Consider the following 16,200-nt stretch of genomic DNA (forward strand, 5'->3'; position numbering starts at 1 on the left):
GCGAGATAATGAGACAACCTATAAAATGACGGACATTCAGTTTCATGACCTACATTCGAGCCGGGATGAATTTTCCAACGATGTGATTGCGGGCCTGAGCCAGCGCCCGGCAACGATACCGCCGAAATATTTTTACGACACCAGGGGCTCCAGGCTCTTTGACGCCATTACCGAGCTACCCGAGTATTATCCGACACGAACCGAGATCGGAATCCTCACCGACAACGCCGCCGAGATCGCCCGTCACATTGGCACCGGCAGCCTGCTGGTCGAACCCGGCGGCGGCAGCTGCGCAAAAATACGCATTCTGTTGGAGGGCTTACACCCTAAAGCCTACGTGCCGATGGATATCTCCCGGGACCACCTGCGCGTTGCGGCGCAGGAGCTGGCCGTTGCCTACCCCTGGCTAGAGATCCATGCCTCCTGCACCGATTACAGCCGTGAGATGCGCCTGCCCCCCAGCGCTCCCAACGGAACAAGGGTGGCGTTTTTCCCAGGCTCCAGCATCGGTAACTTTGACCCGGCGCACGCGATCGATTTTCTCACCGCCATCGCCGAGCTGGTTGGTCCCGCAGGCTACCTGCTCATCGGGGTCGACCTGAAAAAAGAGAGCTCAATTTTGCAAGCGGCCTACGACGATGCCGCAGGCGTTACCGCCCGTTTTAATTTAAATCTGCTAACGCGCATCAACCGTGAACTGGGCAGTAACTTTGACCTCGGCGGCTGGCAGCACAAGGCATTCTACGACGCAACTCAGGGGCGCATAGAGATGCACCTGATGAGTCGCTATGGCCAGCGGGTCACCCTCAATCATCGCGATTACCTGTTCGCCGAGGGCGAAACGATACACACCGAAAACTCCTACAAATACACCACCGACGAGTTTATCGCGCTGGCGGCCCAAGCCGGCTTTCAACCCCAGGCACTGTGGTGCGATGATGAGCAGCTGTTTAGTGTTCACCTGCTCAGGGTGCAAACCAACTCCCCCGAAGATTCACCCAACCACAACGCGGCGATACCATGAACAGTACCTCTACCCCGATCGTGAAAGACCTGGTTCTGGTTGGCGGCGGCCACGCCCATGTAACCGTACTCAAGCGCCTCGGCATGAAACCGGTACCGGGGCTGCGCGTGACCCTGATTACGCGAGATATCCATACCCCCTACTCGGGCATGCTGCCCGGCTATGTCGCTGGCCATTACGACTACGACGCGTGCCACATCGACCTTGGCCCCCTGACTCGATTCGCCGGTGCCCGACTCTACCACGCTACCGTTGAACGGCTGGACCTCAACAATCAGCAGGTCATTGCTGGCGATCGTCCCCCCATCGCCTACGATCTGCTCTCCATTAACACCGGTTCGCGTCCCAACAGCATCGACATCCCCGGCGTGGATGAGTTCGCGCTGGCAGCTAAGCCTATCGATCGTTTTTTAGGGCGGTGGCACGCTCTGATCGAACGCGTGAGAGCAAGTGAAGGTAGCTTTCGCGTCGTCATCGTGGGCGGTGGTGCAGGTGGCGTCGAACTCGCCCTGTCCACCCAGTACCGTTTGCAGCAGACCCTGCTCCAGGCAGGAGATGACCCCGGTCGCCTGCACTACAGCCTGGTGACCCAGAGCGATGGCATCATGTTTATGCACAACCCCGGAGTGCGCCAGCGCTTCGAACGCATTTTTGCGGCCCGCAATATCACCATCAAGACACGCCAACAGGTGTGCGAAGTCAGGGCTGGGGAGGTGGTCCTCGATGATGGCAGCTCCCTCCCGGCCGATGCCGTTATCTGGGTTACAACCGCCGCAGCTCCCCCCTGGCTCACCGCCTCCGGACTGGAGGTCGATGACACCGGGTTCGTGCGCGTCGACACTAGCCTCCGCTCCCTCTCCCATGAGCAGGTATTCGCTGCCGGCGACATCGCCTCGTTGCCCGACCCGCGCCCCAAGTCCGGTGTCTTTGCGGTTCGCCAAGGCCCCGTACTGGCCCACAACCTGCGCGCCGCTGCCACCGGTAAACGGCTGCGCCGCTACCGCCCCCAGAAAAACTTCCTCGGCCTGGTCAGCACCGGCAACCAGTACGCCATCGCGTCCCACGGTAACAGGTCGTGGGAATCGGACCAGTTGTGGAAGCTCAAAAACTGGATCGACCTCCGCTTCATGAATAGATTCAACCAGCTACCGGAGATGGAGCCACAGCAAGCCCCCCAACTGGCGTCAGGCATCGCCGATGCTGCGGCCATAAAAGAGCTATCGACCATGGCGATGCGCTGCGGTGGATGTGGCGCCAAGGTCGGGGCCACGGTGTTATCCCGGGTCATGCAACGCCTGCCCGATGAGCGCCGCGACGACGTTCTGATCGGTCGTACCGGTGCCGACGACTGCGCCATGCTCGCCGTGCCCAGCGGCAAGGTAATGGTTCAAAGCGTCGATTATTTTCGCGCCTTTATCGACGACACTTACACCTTCGGTGCCATCGCTGCCAACCACGCCCTGGGCGATCTCTACGCCATGGGAGCCGAACCGCAGTCGGTGCTGGCGATCGCGACCGTTCCCTACGGTCGCGAACGGGTGGTGGAAGAGACCCTGCACGACCTCCTCGCAGGGGCACTGCACACCTTAAAGCCCAGCGGCGCGGTACTGGCCGGCGGTCACTCCAGCGAAGGCATGGAGCTGGCATTTGGTTTAACCGTTAACGGCCTGATTGACCCCGCGACCGTATGGCGCAAGAGCGGACTGAAACCCGGTAACGCCCTCATCCTCACCAAGGCGATCGGCACCGGCACCCTGTTCGCGGCGGACATGCGCGGCAAAGCCAAGGGCCGCTGGGTCGACGCAGCTATTCAGTCGATGCTGGTATCGAGCCAAGGTGCGGCCCAATGCCTGCAACACTTCGAGGCAACCGCCTGTACCGACCTCACGGGGTTCGGTATCGTCGGTCACCTGATCGAGATGACCAGGGCCTCGGGGGTCGATGCCGTACTTCAACTGGACACCCTGCCCCTGCTGGACGGGGCCTTGGATACGGTCGCCGCCGGAATTTTATCGTCGCTGCAACCGCAGAACCTGCGCCTGCGACGCGCCATCCAGGATATCGAAGCCAAAGCCCTCCACCCAGTGTTCCCGCTGCTGTTCGACCCGCAAACCGCCGGCGGTCTGTTAGCCGGCGTACCGCAAGAAAACGCAACCGCTTGCGTCAACGCGCTGAAAGAGATGGGTTACGGCGCCAGTTGCATGATCGGCTACATCGAGGAGCCATCCGACCAGCAGGCACCGATCAGGATCGAATGAAACTTGCGCTCAGCCACATCACGCAAGTAGTTCATATTAATGGATACACTACCGATCACATATTCGCCGTAATCAGCATTCGAGCAGACACAATTAATAGTACTGCACCAAAACAGCGTTTTAACACCGGCGCCGGCATACGGTGAGCTAGCGCGACGCCAATGGGCGCCATCAACACGGTAAACGTCGCTATCGTCAACATGGCGGGAAGGTACACGTACCCAAGCGACCACTCGAGTTTCTGACTCCCCCAGCCCGAAACCACGTACCCGAAAGCACCAACCGTTGCCAGCGGAAATCCGAGTGCGCTGGCAGTTGCGGCCGCTCGCTGCATGGCTACGTTAAAAAACACCATCAGCGGCACCATGATATTCCCCCCCCCGATGCCGGCCAAACCGGATACCACACCCGACAACAGCCCTAATACAGAAGTACCAAAAGCACCGGGCATCTGCCGAGAAGGATTTGGAACCCACTTGCTTAACATGATCAGTGACACAAGCAGTAGAAATAGCGCGATCGCCATCTTCAGAACTAGCGGCTGCATCTGCTGAGCGATAAAGCCGCTAAAAAAACTACCAACCACTACCAGCAATACCCATCTTCTAAAAATGACCCAATCAACAGCGCCACGCTTTATTTGCGCCCATGCTGCTGATACCGAGGTGAAAATAATCGTTCCCAGGGAGGTAGCTACGGCAGAAATAACGATCACGTCGGGCGAAAAACCCTGCCAATCGAAGATAAATATTAGCGCTGGAACGATGATCACTCCGCCGCCAATACCTAACATGCCGGCCATAATCCCAGCAAAAACCCCTAGCATCGCATACGCAAAAAAAACGTCCAACATCTTCCCCTTCTCGTAAATTATAATATGAGCAATAGTTATTTATATTTGATTTATTGTGCGAGACTTATGCCTTGACCTCTGGGGTCATACATTGCCTCTCGAACCCCATCCGGATAGATGGCGATCGCTCCTGCCAGACCGGTATAGGGACTAAGTTCGGAAATAACCTCCGTTTCATGACCACGATCCTCCAACTCTTCAATCACCTCCTTGGCGATGTTAGACTCCAGTTTCAAGTTATCGGTACTGTCAAAGAAGCTGCGTCCCAATAAAAAACGTGGCGCAAACAATGCCCTGTCAATGGGTTGCTGATAGTCAATCAGTTGAGTGGCAAGCACCATCTGCGTTTGGGGTTGCCCATCCCCCCCCTGGGTACCGAAAAAAAACTGCTCACCGTTATCCGCCAAGTAACTGGATGGGTTTAGGGTATGCGCTGGGCGCTTGGCTGGTGCCCAACAATTAACATGACCGGGGTCGGTATTAAAACCTGCAGCGCGGTTTAGCCACAACACTCCGGTATCACCAATAAAACAACCCGAACCAAAATCATGAAACAGGCTTTGTATCAGGCAGGCGGTGCGCCCCTTATCATCGGTGGCAGCCATCCAGACGGTGTCGGCGGGTTGGCCAATTTCACGCCAGGGATGCGCACTCACTGGATCCAGCGATGCAAAATCCCTCGCCGACTGCTCGCTCTGGAGCTGGCTCCGATATTCGAAGTGGGTTGAACAGGGGTCGCACAGCTCTTTATTTCTTACCAGAAGCATGGCCTTTACCGCTTCAACCAGATAGTGATAATAGTCACTGCCAAAATTTTCACAGCCCCCGATATCCACATGGTTGAGCATATTTAACGCCCGCAGCGTATACAGCCCCTGCGTAGGCGGTGCGACATTGTAGAGTGTTCCCTTGCGATAGCGTATCGCTATTGGATCCTGAAGATAGGCTTTGGTTGCTATCAAGTCCTGTTCAGTGAGCCCACACCCCAACTCCGCGAACCCCTTCGCCAGAGAGCGGCCAATCTCTCCCTGGTAAAAGTCATCAACTCCGGCGACGGCAAGCCGCTTCAGCGTCTTTGCCAACCGGGGTTGGCGCACCCAGCTTCCCTCGCTGAGTAAGCGCCCCTCCTCATCGCAACAAAAGCTACGCAGTCCCGGTAGCTCAGCAATCAACGACTTACGCTGTTGTTGCCAGAATGCCTGGGAGGCGCTAATTTGCATTCCATCCTCAGCGTACTCAATCGCCTTCGCCAGTAGTGTCTCCCATGTCAGGAGAGAACCCCAACGTTCGCTACTCAACTGCTTGGCGAGGGACCAACTCCGCAGGGCTCCGGCGGTTGTCGCCGCCGAAGCTGGCCCCCGCAGGTGGATCTTCCCTCCGTCGGGAAGACGCTTGCCTGCCTGCCCGATACCAACAAGAGTTTCGACTCGCTGCCCATCGCTTATCATCCACAGAGCATCACCTCCCAGTCCGGTCATATGCGGGTACACCACCGCCAGCGTTGCACTGGCAGCGAGCATGGCGTCTATCGCCGTCCCCCCCTGATCCAGCATAGCCAAGCCCGCTGCACTGGCTTGTGGATGGGGCGAGCAGATAACCCCCCTTTGTGACACTACCTTGCTCATATCCTTGCCCTCTCTCGCTGATTCTGTAGTGGAGCCCATAGCGTGTTACCCCGTCTTAAGTCGGTACCACAAGGCACTGTTTGTTCGGCCCTCGCCCACCAACTTATGGTATAATTAGCTTCCCATGAAGATGCGTTTTTCCTGTTTCCTCTAGCATGGACACCCAACCGCTCGTGACCCCCAAGCAGAAAGAGATCACCCGTATTTCGGATCGTATTGCCCAGGCCATTGCGCAGCATAAGCTGCCTCCGGGCACGCGACTGGTGGAGGCCCAAATCGTCGAGGCATTCGCCGCCAATCGGAACCATGTCCGCGCCGCCCTGCAGCGTCTGGCGATGCAACGAATCATCAACATAGAGCCCAACCGCGGAGCAATGGTCGCGCAGCCCTCCGTTGCCGAAGCGCGCGAAGTTTTTACCGCCCGCCGAGCGATCGAGCGAGCCGTTACCGAATCGATCAGCCCAGAAGATATCCAGGCTTTCCAGCAACGCATCGAAGACCACATGATGTCCGAACGCCGTGCCGCACTGGGAAAAGACCGGCAGGTTATTGTTCGAGAACTGAGTCAATTTCATCTCCTTCTCGGTGAGATTAGCGGCAATTCTGTTCTGATCGAGATATTACAAAACCTGATAACCCGGAGTTCACTGATCGTTGCTCTGTATCAACGCAACGATGTTCCGGCATGCGCGTCCGACGAGCACCAAAACATCATTAACGCCCTCGCCGCCGGTGACAAGTCGCACGCAGTTGAACTCATGCTCGGGCACCTTGATGAAATAGAAAGTCAACTAGAACTCTCCCGTAATCTTGATACCACCATTGATCTACGATCTGTTTTCAACGACTAACACTCCAGAGCTGCGCTCCCCTGACTCCACCAAAGGCGCCAGTAGCTCAGCCGACGATCGTTGGAAAACTTTCCTGCCTCGCTTATACCCACAGCTAGGGGCAATCAGTTCACTAATTACCTGATCCGCCCCACAGGCCGGAACGGTTATAAAATCTGCCCAGCAACCTACCTCCAGGCCATAGCCCTCCAGTCGCAAAAGTTGCGCCGAGTTACGCGACACCCAATTCAAGCATTTGATTAACCCCTCACCCGTCCCTAGCTGGGCAATATTGGCGTACAGGTTGGCTTGTCTAATCAATGATGCATCCCCGAAGGGTGTAAAGGGGTTGCCAAGATTATTAGTGGAGAGGGAGCAGCATACTCCGCGCTCCTCAAGTCGCTGTAGGGGCGCGACCCCGCGAGGTATATTGAACTCTGAGTTACGGCCGTTTAAAAACAGATCGGTAGAGGGTAAGGCCGTCACAGATACGCCCGCCTCGGCCAAATGGTTCGCCGTCTGCTCAAGCTGCTTCAGGGGCATCGCTGACAACGAGGTGACATGCCCCACGGTGACTCGCCGCTGCCAGCCATACTCCAGGGTTTGAGCGATCACCAAAGGAAGCAGGCTGCTGTCTGGATCCAGATTGAAGTCGAGGTGAAAGTCCAGATCTCGATCATGCTCCACGGCGATTTCGAACAGGCGCCTGATCTGTAGCTCGGGTTCGCTGTCTGTATAGGGGCAACCTCCCAATACCTCGGCACCCGACTTTAGCGCTGTGATCAATAGCCCTTCGGTTCCAGGGTTGTTGAGCATGCCCTCCTGCGGAAAAACACACAACTCCAGCGACACAGCCCAGGCATAATCACGCTGCAGTCGCTGAATCGCTCGCAGCCCCTTGAGACCGATTACCGGATCCAGCTCAACGTGGGTGCGCATGTGACTGGTACCCTGCACGATCGCTTTTTCTATCACACTCTGTGCGCGACGATAGATATCCTCCTCACTGAAATCACGCTTGGCCGCCGCAGTCTGTTCGATCGCTTCCGCCAGGGTGCCCTGGCGCAGTCGGCAGCGCTCCATAATGCAGGATTTGTCCAGATGAATATGGGTCTCCACTAAACCTGGCAACACCAACTCGCCACCAAGATTAATAGATTCTACCGCACCAGTATCCGCAGGGGGCTCAACAAAGCGACCATTCCGGACCCAGAACTCTGTCTCACTGGACGATTGCTCTAACCGGCGAGCGTTATAAAAGTGAGTATATGTCATGCGACATTCTTTTCGGAAACACCGAGATAAGCCGCTTCTAGCGCACTGTCACCGCGCAGTTCGGCGCACGGTCCCTGTTTAACGATTTGCCCGGTCTCCAGCACATAGGCTCGATCCGCCAGCGCCATCGCAAGGTTTGCCATCTGGTCGACGATCAGGATAGTGGTGCCCTCATCCCGTAGCGAGGCCAGCACTTCGAACAGTTCCCGAATCATCGCCGGTGCCAACCCCAAAGACGGCTCATCCAGCAACAAGATGGAGGGCTCAGCCATAAGCGCTCTGCCGATCGCGACCATCTGCTGCTCGCCGCCGGAAAGTAAGCCCGCCGGTGAGTGCTGTCGATCCTGCAGGCGAGGAAAACGCTGTAGCACCTTCTCGATGTCGGCGTCCAGATCCGCGCCTTCACGCAAGTAGGCACCCAGCTTAAGGTTATCCCGTACCGAAAGCTCCGGAAACATCTGCCGCCCCTCGGGCACCAGCGCCAATCCCCTGCTGGCAATCAGACTCGCGTCCATGCCTTCAATACTTTGGTTATTTAACACCACACTACCTGCCGTAGGACGATGTAGTCCGGCCAGAGCCCGCATTATGCTCGACTTCCCGGCACCGTTGGCCCCCAGAATTGCGACACACTCCCCGGGATTGATCACCAGACTCACCTTATCAACCACCGGCGCTGCACCGTAGTCGATCACGAGATCTTTGACGAATAGCGTCGCCTCACGGCTGCCATCCCAGGCGACCTCGCGTCCGCGCCCCTGATAGTCGGTGCCACCAAGATAAGCGGCAATCACCGCCGGGTCCTGTTGTACACTGGAGGGTGTTCCCGCTGCGATCGGCTTACCCGAATCAAGTACCAGAATGCTATCGGAAATTGACATAATCAGCGGCATATCGTGTTCAACAATCACCACCGCGATACCAAAACCTGCTATCGCCCGCAGCAGACCCGCCAACTGATCGGTCTCCGTCCGGCTCAACCCTGCTGCCGGCTCATCCAGCAAAAGCACTCTGGGGCAAGTAGCCAGACCCCGAGCGATCTCCACCAGCCGGCGATCCACATGGGGTAGGTCCGAAGCAAGGGCGTCGATGGGACCACGATAACCGACAAAACTCAGCAGCTGTTGCGCCAGGGTGACACCCTGACGGCTCTCCCTGGCCAGTAGATACGTCAACTCGCCATTGCGCTGTGCAATCAAGATGTTGTCGAGTACGCTCAGCTCATCAAACAACATGGTGGTCTGATAGGTACGGGCAATACCTGCGCGGGCAATTTGCCATGCGTTCCTCCCTGCCAGATCCTGATCCAGCAGGATCGCCCCACTATCCGGACGATAGAAACCGCTGATCATATTGAGCACCGTCGTTTTACCCGCTCCGTTGGGGCCAATGATGCTGGTCACCTCTCCATAAGGTGCATCAAGTGTTACCTGTTGGGCGGCTTTGACTCCGCCGAAACTGATGCTGAGATCCTCTACTCCCAGACCACGACCGCTCCCTTTAGCGCGGTTAAAGTATTTTCTCAACTGCCCCAGATCTGGAGTCTCCGGCCCAAAACGGTGAGGGCTTTGGTGAAAGCGCGCAAGGATCATCCCCATGACACCACTGGGAGCAATCCACAGCACCGCCAGTAACAAGCCAGAAAATAGCAACAAACGGTATTCCGCCACACCAGACAGCCACTCCGGCAGCAGCACGATCATCACCGCTCCAACCAGGGGACCAAACAGATAACCGGCGCCCCCGACAATCACCGCCAGTACAAACAGGATCGACTGGGTGAACGGAAAGGTACTCGGACTGATAAACATCATCAACGGCGCCAGAAGTGCGCCGGATAACCCGGCAAGCCCAGCGGACAGCGCAAAGGCGCAGGTTTTAGGTACCACCGGATTAATGCCTATCGACTGCGCCGCGACCTCCGAGCTTTTCACTGCCCGCATCGCCTTACCCCAAGGACCTAACGAAAGTCGCTGGAACAGCCACAAGGAGAGAAGCATCACGCCTACCGACACCAACGCTAAACCGGCTTCGGCCTCTAGCCCCTCAAACTCCGGCATCGGGATCCCCATCAGGCCATTCGCTCCTCCCGTGAGCGAACGCCACTCCATCAGGCCATGATGCACCACAAATGCAAACGCGATGGTTATCATCGCCAGATAAGGGCCTTTCACCCGCAACGCTGGAATTGCCAGCAGAGCGCCCGCAACGCCCGCGACTAAACCCGCCGACGGAAGCGCCAGCGCGAAGGGAATTCCGGCCAGGGTCATTAGTGCCGAGCAATAGGCGCCTATCGCATAAAAGGCGACATGGCCAAAGGATATCTGGCCACTAAGACCGATCAATATATTCAGGCCCGATGCGACGATTACGCTCAGGCAGTAAAGATTAAACACCAGTAATGTATAGCTCTCCAGAGCGAAGCTCAGTACCGCACCAGTTAGCGCCACCAGAACTAAACCATAGTCATTCAAGGAAAGTGAGCGATTCATACTTTAAATACTCCGCTACTGCCAAATAGCCCATCAGGCTTCAGCGCCAATACTGCGATCACGGCAGAGAACGAGATAATCTGGGTAAATGCCGAGCCGAACGATACCGTCACTAATGCCTCCACCACACCAAACAGTAAACCTGCGATCAAGACCCCGCTTGCGCTGGTGATTCCGCCGAGAATTGCCACCGCAAAAGCTTTCAACCCAAACAGGGTTCCCATGCCTGCAGACACACTAAACAGCGGCGCAATCAGCAGCCCGGCAATACCGGCCAACAGTGAAGAAACCACGAACGCACTGGCCACAACCCACTCGACGCGAATTCCCATTAAGCGCGCAGTATCGGCATTTTGAACCGTAGCCTGCAGCACTTTTCCCAACCGGGTATAGCGATTAACCGCCATCAGGCACCCGGCCACAACCAGCCCCGCAATCGGCACCAGCAACTGCTGGGGAAAGATACCCGCCCCCAACAGCTCGATCGGATCCTGCGCCCAATCCGATGGGAACTGCCGCGGCTCTTTGCCAAAACTGAATAGCACCAGATTATCCACCAGTAGGCCGCCAGCAACGGTCGCCATCAACCAGGCATCCGAGCCTCGACTGGCAAAGGGGCGTACCAGAAAACGTTCAATCGCCAAACCATAAATAGCGCACAGTAACAGCGCCGAGGGTATCGCGAACAACAGCGGCATACCCAGCGTCTGATAAAAAAGGTAGCCCAGCACCGCTCCCACCATCATCGCGCTGCCCTGCGCAAAATTGACGGTGCGCGAGACAATAAAAGTGACATGAAACCCGAGCGCCAATAAAGCGTACATACTGCCCAAACCAAGGCCAGAGATAACTGCTGCAGAAAACATCATCTACTCCTGAAGCCGCGCCCGACCCGGATAACGGGCCGAGCGCTCAACCAACTATTTTTTAACAACGACGATGCTGCCATCCACAAAATGGGTGAACACATAGTCATCGGGCCCAAGTGCATCGTGATTATCAGGTGTAAAAGGAGTTTGATAGTTCTTGATCAGTCCATCGTATTGATCGATAGAGTAAAAGCCTTTGCGGATCGCAGGACCTTCGGTGCTGCCGGCAAGCTCGATCGCCTTGGCGGTCAGATACATGGCGTCATAGGCGTTAGCGATACCTACCGCAGGGGTTACATCCGCGTGACTCTTGATCTCTGGATAACGTTGCTGCAGGGAAGCAAACAGCGCGTCGCTGCGGGCATCGGTGCCCGGGGCAGAAAACACGTAGGTCTGGATAAACTCAACCTGGTCTGCATTAGGCCCAGCCAGCTCGCTAAAGCGTCCACCGGCGGGTCCCCAGTGAGAAACAATCGGAACATCCCAACCCATTCGCTCCAGTGATTTAACGACCTGAGCAGAGGGTGAAACGTTGGCCACCATAAATAGCGTGTCGACACCGGCTTCCTTGAGTCGCGTTAATTGCGGCACAACATCCACGTCGCTGCCCTCAATTCGCTCGATGCCCACTGCGCTCATACCGCGGGCGTCAAGCGCTTTTGTCAGCCCCTTTTCATTGGACTCACCCCAGGGGTTGTTGATCAGTATCATTCCGGGCTTTTGGGTTCCGTAGTGCTTGAGCGCGTAGCTGAGGAGTGCCTCATCCACAATTTCATCCACCGCCGATACCCTGAACGCATAGTTCTCCTTGGCCCCGTTCTTGGTGATCGGTGTGCCCGCCGCCCAGGTTCCTACATACGGCACCTTAAGCTTGTTGATCACCGGCACAATAGCTAAAGAAACCGGAGTGTCGAGCCCCCCAAAGATAACCGACACACCCTCTTTCTGGATCAGCTCCCGCGTCGCCAGTAAGCCTTTGGAGGGGTTGCTTTCGTCATCGCGGCGAATCAACTCAACTTGTTGGCCCAAAATGCCGCCCGCAGCGTTAATTTCATCAATTGCGACCGTCAAGCCCCGAGTTATGGCTTCGCCCGACTTCGCAGACTGACCTGACAGAGCCGCCACCAGACCAACCTTGAGGGTGTCGGCCTGGACGGGGCAGGCGAATGCTGCGGAGGCGGCGAGGGTCAGCGCCGCCGATTTAAAAACTACTTTTAATTTTCCAAACTGTTTAACCATGATTTTCTCCATTTGCAGTATTGCTAACGGATTGTTAGCAATTATAATGCCAGAGAAATCGAGGCGATTTTCGTTATATTTAGCGACTTTTGTCAGATATTCGCACCACAAAAGAACACTGAACCCATAACCGCACTATAAGGTGGCATCTCATGAGTAAACTTCAGCAAAGCGATCGTGCAGAGCAGGCAATCAACACCATAAAGGCTTTCTTAGAAGCATCAATGAAGCCAGATCCCGAGCTAGCAGCCACTTTTATGGCTCCGGACGTGAAGATCACCTTTACCGGAGGTCGCCTTATGGAAAATGCTTACGCAATTACCGCCTTCAATGGCGGACGCTATAAATGGGTAAAAAAGGCTCTGGGGCAGTTTGATGCCAGCCTAAACGAGGGCTATGTTACGGTTTATTCTAACGGTACCCTCTACGGCGAGTGGCTCGATGGCCGCCCTTTTGCCAACAACCGCTATCTAGATCGATTCGATATACGCGACGGCAAGATCACCCGAATGGATGTGTGGAACGACAGCGCCGAATGGATCCTGACGCCCGAGATCAACCAGACTCCATAGCCCAACCGGTCAGGATCGAATAAGCGGCAGGGTGGCCTATTGGGCGCTAAATGATAGATAATGAGCTTCCTTCACCCAGCTGTCATTTAGGCCCACCCATGCTGATCCTCTCCTACCTCGTCCTTGGTGCTTGCGCTGGCTTGACTGCGGGTTTATTCGGTATCGGGGGCGGTTTAATTATCGTTCCTGCCCTGGTGTTCAGCTTTGGCCTGCAGGGTATGTCACCGGAGATACTGACCCATGTTGCGGTCGGCACCTCCCTGGCCACTATCGTTGTTACCTCTGCCAGCTCCATTCGCTCACACCACCTCAAAGGCGGAGTGCGCTGGGACCTGTTCAAACCGCTGGCCATCGGTATCGTCGTTGGCGCCGTGGTCGGCGTAAAAACCGCCGGTCAACTCAGCGGGGCCATGTTGCAACTGCTGATCGGCTGTTTTGCCATTGCGGTCGCGGTGCAGATGGGTCTGGGCCTAAAACCCAAGCCCAGCAGGGATGTTCCAGGCCGGGTCAGCCTCGGCATAGTGGGCAGTATCATCGGGTCGGTCTCGGCGCTGTTTGGCATTGGGGGCGGCACCATGACGACCCCCTATCTTAACTGGTGCAACGTTCGCATCCAGAGCGCGATCGGCACTTCGGCGGCCTGCGGTTTTCCCATCGCCCTCGCCGGTGCCCTGGTGAATATCGAGGAGGGATGGAGCCACCCCGCGCTGATGGAGTGGAGTCTGGGTTACGTTTACCTACCCGCCTTTTTCGGCATTGTTCTTACCAGCGCCTGGTTTGCCCGCTACGGTGCCCGCCTGGCCCATGCGTTGCCGGAGACCGTACTAAAAAGGGCCTTTGCGGTCCTATTGCTGTTAGTCGGTGGTCGTTTTTTGCTGACCGCACTGGGCCATAGCTGAGCACAACGGGCTCAGGAGCGGCTTTAGCCGCCTGAAACCAGGCCCCTTAATGCAAAACTGAGCCAGATCAGTAAACAGGCAAGATGCTTCTTATTGCCTATTTATCCATAAACCGGCGATGGATTAGTATCGACTATTACAACAAAAACAGCAGTAAAGGTGAGGCAAATGGCAGGCACTGAGGGTTACCAACCGGAAGACAATGATGATGTGATGCTAGAGCAGGAGATGAATGCACTGGAGGCGCTTGAGGAGCGTGCAGACATCAAGACCATCAGCATCAAAAAAGAGAGTAAGCAGGAGCTGGAGGGAGACGGCCGTTCCGATGGCAGTGATCGCCGCAAGACCCTAGCCCGATTAAGCAATGCGGAGTATCTGGAGCTTATTGCGCCGCTTCATGTTGAGCTCCTGAAGCTGCAGAACTGGGTCAAGGAGGAGGGCATCAAGATCTGCTGCGTCTTCGAGGGACGAGACGCCGCCGGCAAGGGGGGCACCATCAAGCGCATCGTCGAGCACCTAAACCCACGGGGATGTCGGGTGGTGGCGCTGGAGAAACCCAGTGAACGAGAGATGACCGAATGGTATTTCCAACGCTATGTAGCGCACCTGCCCGCAGGCGGCGAGATCGCGCTGTTTGACCGTAGCTGGTATAACCGCACCGGCGTAGAGCGGGTCATGAAATTTACGTCCCAGCAAAAAGTTATTGCTCACCTGCGAGCCACTCCCGACTTCGAGCGCCTGCTAACCGGCTCGGGTATCCACCTGATAAAGTTCTGGTTCTCCGTTAGCAAGGCCGAACAGGAGCGTCGTTTTACCAAGCGGGAGACAGACCCCCTGAAGCAGTGGAAACTCAGCCCTATCGACAAGGAATCCCAGGGGAAATGGGATGCCTACACGAAGGCAAAAGAGGATATGTTCTTCTACACCAGCACCCCCGAGTGCCCCTGGACCATCATAAAATCAGACGACAAGAAACGCGCACGGGTAAATGCGATTCGGTATCTTCTCAGCCGTTTTAACTACACCGGGAAAGACCATAGTCTGCTGGAGATTGACCGCCGCATCGTTAAAACGGTGATGGACGAGCTGCCCTGATTTATGCCCACCGATGGTCGGTATCGAAGGAGGCTTCATGGAGGGAGCTTCCAGCCGCTGCATCAGCCACCCCTTGCGCTACTGCATGGAAAAAAAGCAACAAAAAGACCAGCCCATCACGGTAGGTGGATCACACAACTCCCTCCACACAAAACGAAAAACTCACGCTTTTTAGCGGTGGGTATCGAGCTACTTTCTCGACTTCTCCCAGGGGTCCACACCACTGTTGGCCGGTGGGGTCGAAGGTGCCGCTGAGTCACGCTCAGGCCTCGAGGGGGCATCACCGCCTCGATGACGGTTTTTTCGATCATCTCGCTGGGCTCCGCCATAGATATTGCCGGAGCCAGATTTTGCCGAGCGGTGCCCGCTACCCTGGCGTTTTTCTGCCGCCTTTTGGGCCCGTTTCTCGCGTAACCTCTCTGCATCTTCAAGGCTTAGCACCGCAGGCTCACCCGGAGACTGCCCCTCCGGAATGATACGATCTCGTGGTGGTATCTCAAACTGGCTGAAGGAAGCTTTGGGAAGATTTTTAAATTGATAGAGGTAGAAGGCTTCAACTTTTTCACGAGCCCAATCTGTCTTCTTAAGGAATTTCAAACTCGATTCAAGACTCGGATTGGCCCTAAAACAGTTGATGTTCAGGTAGGCAAACAGAATATCAAAGCCGTAATGTCCAACCAGTTGCGTCAACAGACTTTTTAAGCTGACACCGTGGAGCGGGTTGTTCTGGTAGTTAACTTCATCATTCATGGTAATGTCCAACGAGGGTCCGCAATTAGTGAGCCTGCGAACCATCGATTACAGCGGTCCTAACCGAGACAACGCACAGCGCCCTATAACCCTTTGCACACAGGCGCGCCTGTCGACGCGCCTGCTCACTGCAACCTGTCAGGGTGACTACAGTGGCACAACCTTATTAGCACAAGGCCCTTTTTGGCCCTGGCCAACTTCAAACTCGACCTCCTGACCATCGTTCAGCGTAGCGTATCCGCCACCACTTTGGATTTCTGAGTGGTGAACAAAAAGATCTTTACCACCATCCTCTGGAGCGATGAAGCCGAACCCTTTATCTGCATTGAACCACTTAACCGTACCTTTGCTCATTTTATTTACTCTGTTAGTGGGTGAAATTTATTGAATCTATATTCGAATTCACCCGCTCGAATATA

14 protein-coding genes are annotated in these 16,200 nt (G+C 55.9%); 6 read left to right on the plus strand and 8 right to left on the minus strand.

Translation table 11 applies throughout. The features are described 5' to 3' along the window. Positions 1-25 precede the first annotated feature (25 nt). Both egtD and selD read left to right on the plus strand, forming a co-directional pair. On the plus strand, positions 26-1,024 hold the full coding sequence (gene egtD, locus ACP3PW_RS03565; RefSeq protein ID WP_426415290.1) for an L-histidine N(alpha)-methyltransferase: 999 nt from the start codon (positions 26-28) through the stop codon (positions 1,022-1,024). After that, positions 1,021-3,282 (plus strand): selenide, water dikinase SelD, encoded by a 2,262-nt coding sequence (gene selD / locus ACP3PW_RS03570; protein WP_426415291.1) that lies wholly within the window; start codon positions 1,021-1,023, stop codon positions 3,280-3,282. Before egtD ends, selD begins: the two co-directional genes overlap by 4 nt. A 55-nt stretch (positions 3,283-3,337) precedes the next feature. Here selD and ACP3PW_RS03575 read toward each other — a convergent pair whose 3' ends face one another. Together ACP3PW_RS03575 and ACP3PW_RS03580 are read right to left on the minus strand one after the other, a co-directional pair. Continuing rightward, positions 3,338-4,135 carry a sulfite exporter TauE/SafE family protein gene (locus ACP3PW_RS03575; RefSeq protein ID WP_426415292.1) on the minus strand — a complete coding sequence of 266 codons (798 nt, stop codon included), beginning with the start codon at positions 4,133-4,135 and terminating at the stop codon, positions 3,338-3,340. Positions 4,136-4,185: 50 nt separating this feature from the next. Then, positions 4,186-5,760, minus strand: coding sequence for a gamma-glutamyltransferase family protein (locus ACP3PW_RS03580; RefSeq protein ID WP_426415293.1), 1,575 nt, complete (start codon positions 5,758-5,760; stop codon positions 4,186-4,188). Positions 5,761-5,933: 173 nt separating this feature from the next. On the opposite strand from ACP3PW_RS03580, the gene ACP3PW_RS03585 reads away from it, so the two are divergent. Further along, positions 5,934-6,611, plus strand: a complete 678-nt coding sequence (locus tag ACP3PW_RS03585; RefSeq protein WP_426415294.1) for a GntR family transcriptional regulator — start codon at positions 5,934-5,936, stop codon at positions 6,609-6,611. On the opposite strand, the gene ACP3PW_RS03590 is transcribed toward ACP3PW_RS03585, so the two are convergent. Genes ACP3PW_RS03590 through ACP3PW_RS03605 form a run of 4 tightly spaced genes read right to left on the minus strand, consistent with a single transcriptional unit; the run spans position 6,588 to position 12,465 of the window. After that, positions 6,588-7,865 carry an amidohydrolase family protein gene (locus tag ACP3PW_RS03590; protein WP_426415295.1) on the minus strand — a complete coding sequence of 426 codons (1,278 nt, stop codon included), beginning with the start codon at positions 7,863-7,865 and terminating at the stop codon, positions 6,588-6,590. The genes ACP3PW_RS03585 and ACP3PW_RS03590 overlap by 24 nt on opposite strands. Then, positions 7,862-10,357, minus strand: a complete 2,496-nt coding sequence (locus ACP3PW_RS03595) for an ATP-binding cassette domain-containing protein (RefSeq protein WP_426415296.1) — start codon at positions 10,355-10,357, stop codon at positions 7,862-7,864. The genes ACP3PW_RS03590 and ACP3PW_RS03595 overlap by 4 nt, the downstream gene beginning before the upstream one ends. After that, positions 10,354-11,226: a branched-chain amino acid ABC transporter permease gene (locus ACP3PW_RS03600; RefSeq protein WP_426415297.1), complete on the minus strand. Its 873-nt coding sequence runs from the start codon at positions 11,224-11,226 to the stop codon at positions 10,354-10,356. Before ACP3PW_RS03600 ends, ACP3PW_RS03595 begins: the two co-directional genes overlap by 4 nt. A gap of 51 nt (positions 11,227-11,277) precedes the next feature. Further along, complete coding sequence (locus tag ACP3PW_RS03605; protein WP_426415298.1) at positions 11,278-12,465, minus strand: ABC transporter substrate-binding protein; 1,188 nt, start codon at positions 12,463-12,465, stop codon at positions 11,278-11,280. A 152-nt stretch (positions 12,466-12,617) separates the two neighbouring features. On the opposite strand from ACP3PW_RS03605, the gene ACP3PW_RS03610 reads away from it, so the two are divergent. The 3 genes from ACP3PW_RS03610 to ppk2 all read left to right on the plus strand — a co-directional run bounded on the left by ACP3PW_RS03610 (position 12,618) and on the right by ppk2 (position 15,031). Further along, entirely contained in the window at positions 12,618-13,037 is a 420-nt protein-coding gene (locus tag ACP3PW_RS03610) for a nuclear transport factor 2 family protein (protein WP_426415299.1), read from the plus strand. 50 nt (positions 13,038-13,087) lie between these two features. Then, positions 13,088-13,936, plus strand: coding sequence for a sulfite exporter TauE/SafE family protein (locus ACP3PW_RS03615; RefSeq protein ID WP_426415300.1), 849 nt, complete (start codon positions 13,088-13,090; stop codon positions 13,934-13,936). Positions 13,937-14,104: 168 nt separating this feature from the next. Beyond that, on the plus strand, positions 14,105-15,031 hold the full coding sequence (ppk2, locus tag ACP3PW_RS03620) for a polyphosphate kinase 2 (RefSeq protein WP_426415301.1): 927 nt from the start codon (positions 14,105-14,107) through the stop codon (positions 15,029-15,031). 189 nt (positions 15,032-15,220) lie between these two features. On the opposite strand, the gene ACP3PW_RS03625 is transcribed toward ppk2, so the two are convergent. Both ACP3PW_RS03625 and ACP3PW_RS03630 read right to left on the minus strand, forming a co-directional pair. Beyond that, the gene (locus ACP3PW_RS03625; RefSeq protein ID WP_426415302.1) at positions 15,221-15,781 is read right to left on the minus strand and encodes a VF530 family DNA-binding protein; all 561 of its coding nucleotides are present in this window, start codon (positions 15,779-15,781) and stop codon (positions 15,221-15,223) included. 147 nt (positions 15,782-15,928) lie between these two features. Continuing rightward, positions 15,929-16,135 (minus strand): cold-shock protein, encoded by a 207-nt coding sequence (locus ACP3PW_RS03630; protein WP_426415303.1) that lies wholly within the window; start codon positions 16,133-16,135, stop codon positions 15,929-15,931. Positions 16,136-16,200: the final 65 nt, after the last annotated feature.

Origin of the sequence: Aestuariirhabdus sp. LZHN29 (assembly GCF_049985285.1) — a bacterium.
In the GTDB taxonomy this organism is placed as follows: Bacteria; Pseudomonadota; Gammaproteobacteria; order Pseudomonadales; family Aestuariirhabdaceae; genus Aestuariirhabdus.